Annotated in this window: 1 protein-coding gene and 2 pseudogenes; 2 read left to right on the top strand and 1 reads right to left on the bottom strand. The window is 58.5% G+C overall.

Annotated features, from left to right (window positions below; all coding sequences use genetic code 11):
• Positions 1-115: 115 nt before the first annotated feature.
• Positions 116-1,017, bottom strand: a pseudogene (locus tag AC1D17_RS28180) (extracellular catalytic domain type 1 short-chain-length polyhydroxyalkanoate depolymerase).
• Between the two features lie 521 nt (positions 1,018-1,538).
• On the opposite strand from AC1D17_RS28180, the gene AC1D17_RS28175 reads away from it, so the two are divergent.
• Both AC1D17_RS28175 and AC1D17_RS28170 read left to right on the top strand, forming a co-directional pair.
• On the top strand, positions 1,539-2,579 hold the full coding sequence (locus AC1D17_RS28175; protein WP_477568519.1) for a sensor histidine kinase: 1,041 nt from the start codon (positions 1,539-1,541) through the stop codon (positions 2,577-2,579).
• A 441-nt stretch (positions 2,580-3,020) separates the two neighbouring features.
• Positions 3,021-3,334, top strand: a pseudogene (locus AC1D17_RS28170) (AI-2E family transporter); the annotation flags it as partial.

The following is a 3,334-nucleotide window of genomic DNA, read 5'->3' as shown; positions in this document are numbered from 1 at the left end:
ACGATGGAACGCGCGAGCGAACCGTGGAGCGTTTGAGCAATGGGAACAAACCCTGTTGGTTTCCGTATAAAGCCGGCTCATCGAGAACTTTTAAACATGGCTCCGCATTCCTGCGTCAGCGCATCAGCCCGGCCGAGCGAAGTGCCTTCTCGATTACCGCCTGTATGCTATTTTCCGCTGGGGCATGTTCAGGCCATTCGCGCCGGGGATTTTGCGCAGCGCCCTCGATCGGCGTTTCGGCAACGTGTTCCCGCCTTTCGAACGAGGCAGCAAGACCCCATGATCGGGCGATATGAACGGTCGATGAGATTCCGGCATCCAGCATGAACGGCCCGCATTTCCCGTAGCCGGACGCCACGTCCAGCGGTGTGTCGTGGCCCACGCCTGCGACGCTATAATATTCGATCGCCTCGGGGCCTGAGGCATCCTTCCAAGCTCGCYGGGCGTGTCCGTTTACCGCTTCGGTGGAACTCGGTTTGACACCGACCTCTCGTGCACAGAGCGCCATTGCTCCACGATCGCCCGTGCGTTCGCCTCGATGACCGTGTTGTCGCTGGTGCCGTGCCAGACAGAGATCGTCGGCCACGGGCCCTTGTGAGCGGTGGCGCTGCGTAGTTTGACCTGCAACGCGTCGGGCTTGGAAGCCGTGGCTACGCATCCTGTCGAACGCCTCGGGGACCGTCGGGCCCGCGACTATCGCGCCGCCCGCGAACACCTCGGGATCGGCGGCCAGCATCGCGTTTGCCATAGCTCCCCCGGCCGACAGACCCGTGATGTAAATCCGATGCGGGTCGATACCGTGTTCCGAAACCGTTGTCTCGATCATCTGCCTGATCGACAGAACCTCGCCGCAGTCCCTGCAGGCGTCCCCGGKATTGGGACATGGCACCACGCCGTCAAAGCGCCTGGGTTCGAGCCGAAGCGCTGGAGGTTAGCCAATCTCGACAGCCGGACATTGGGATTGCCAGCAAAGGATCGAAGCTTTGCAAGTCGTTTAAGGGTGTCTGAAAGTCTCATCGTCACCTCCTGGACTCATCACCCGGATGGCGCGGGCCGGTGAAAACGTCCAGAGTGCTCCTTTGTTGCTGCGACGCACAATTATTTTTCTGAAACTTGAAGTCGCCGTCGAGATTAGGTCTCTTCGAGGGGCGCGGTCCGTGTCAACCGGACACGACACCGATGAAGAACACGGGGATTTGCCCGGCTTCTCTCCGTCGCCAACGAAAGGCAGACCAGCTTCCCACCTGCCTGGAACGCACCCACATCCGTTGCCGACGACGCCCACATGAACAATCGACGAGGATTCCATCGACCGAAGACGACACTTGTAATTGACTGCCAAAAGTCCGCGTGTTCTTTTCTGATCTTGACCACTGGAACGAGCATACCAGGAGCGCATTTCGATCGATTGAACGAACGTGCTCTTGATATTCGTGATAGTATCCTCGTGGACCAGTTTTCTTCCCACATCGAATTAGTTCACGTCCATGCGGGGAATGGCTTTCGCAGCGCGAGCCTCTGGCCCAAAGGACACAACAATGACAGCCGTCACGCCTCTCTATCCTGAAGCCTCGCTCAGTCTTGCTCTCGCGGTCATTGCATCCTCCAGTGCGCCGATCGTGCTTCTCGACGGCCATCTCTGCGTGATTGCGGCCAGCACCTCCTTCTACCAGGCATTTCTGATCGACCCCAATACGGCCCCGGGAAAACAGTTCTCGCAGCTCGGCGATGGCGAATGGAACGTCGCGCAGCTATCGGCCTTGCTTGAGGCAACGGCGGCCGGGATGGCGGATGTCCGTGGTTATGAGATTGATTTGAATCGCCCCGGCCACGATACCAGACGTTTAGTTCTTTCAGTTCAAAAGCTTGACTATGCGGATGCCGCGCAGGTCCGACTACTCTTGACGGTGGCCGACGTCACGGACGCAAGGCTAGCCGAAAAGGTGAAGGACAAGGCGATCCTTATTCAGGAGGTTCAGCATCGGGTGGCCAACAGCCTGCAGATCATTGCGAGTATCCTTTTGCAGAGCGCGCGAAAGGTTCAGTCCGAAGAGACCCGCACGCATTTGACGTCTGCGCACAGCCGGGTGATGTCAATCGCTGCGGTCCAGCAGCAACTCGCGGCATCCAGCGTCGGTGAAGTCGAGCTACGCTGCTATTTCGAGCAGCTTTGCAGAAGCCTTGGAGCTTCCATGATCCATGATCCCGAACAACTCTCGATCGACGTCACCGTGGACAAAGCCGTTACCGGAGCAAACACCTCCGTAAGCCTCGGTCTTATCGTCACCGAGCTTGTGATCAATGCGCTCAAGCACGCGTTCCCGAACCAGCGCAAAGGGAAAATCACCGTCGACTATCACGCCAAAGGAAAAGACTGGACCCTTCAGGTGGCTGATGACGGCATAGGGATGCCGACGAACGCGGATGATGCAAAGCCCGGCTTGGGCACGGGCATTGTCGAGGCGCTCGGCAACCAATTGGAGGCCGTGATCACCGTGGCAAACGCGATGCCCGGAACAAGGGTTTCAATTACACACCGGGATGAGGCCGTTGTAGCCGATAGGCCAGCCGCCGCGTGACCTCCGGCAACGGTTCGGCCCCTGGTTGAACTCCGAGTTGCTCGCGTTGGTATGAGTGGCCGATTTCTTCACCCTCCTTGTCGAGTTCCACGCGTAGAATCCGCCCGATGCGTAGAAGATCTCGATTGCTGAGCGCTTGTCATGTTACAGGTGGGAGCGGGAAAGTCCCACCCAGCCTCAAGGCTTCGCGGGCTTTGTTGTCCCAACTCTTCGGCCACTTCCTGACTGGTAAAAACTGGAGGTCTTGGCTTCGGCAGCAATAGGCATCGCGTTAATCAGATTTATTACGCTTTTCGGTAGCAACAGCCACCAGCTTCCACTTGTGGCGCGTTTGAGACCTCCACCGAAGTCGCATGATGGCCCAAGCGGTCAATCGTTCACAACGTTGGCGTTAAATTTTGACGCTGGAAGGCCTTCGCAAGGAAACAGGCGGAATTGATCATGGAGCCACTTAGCCGACGGATCGAACATGTTCTGGGTATCGGCGCGCTGGCGCTGCTGGCGATCGGTTGCGCTCTTGTCCTTTGGCCCTTCCTGTCGGCAATACTGTGGGCTGCGGTGATTTGCTTCTCGACGTGGCCTATCTACCGCCGATGCGAACGTGCTGTCGGAGGCAACCGGGCGTCGGCGGCCGCAGCCATGACGCTGCTGCTGGTCTTTGTTGTTGCCGCACCGCTTGCCTTGCTCGTGACCGCGCTTGCCGACGACATAACAAATCTGGCCGAAGGAGTAACGCGCGTCCTGGAGCAGGGTCC

The organism is Pararhizobium sp. P1_E7, assembly GCF_056405855.1.
The sequence above is the reverse complement of the archived record's forward strand: the minus strand, read 5'-3'. Positions and strand labels throughout refer to the sequence as shown.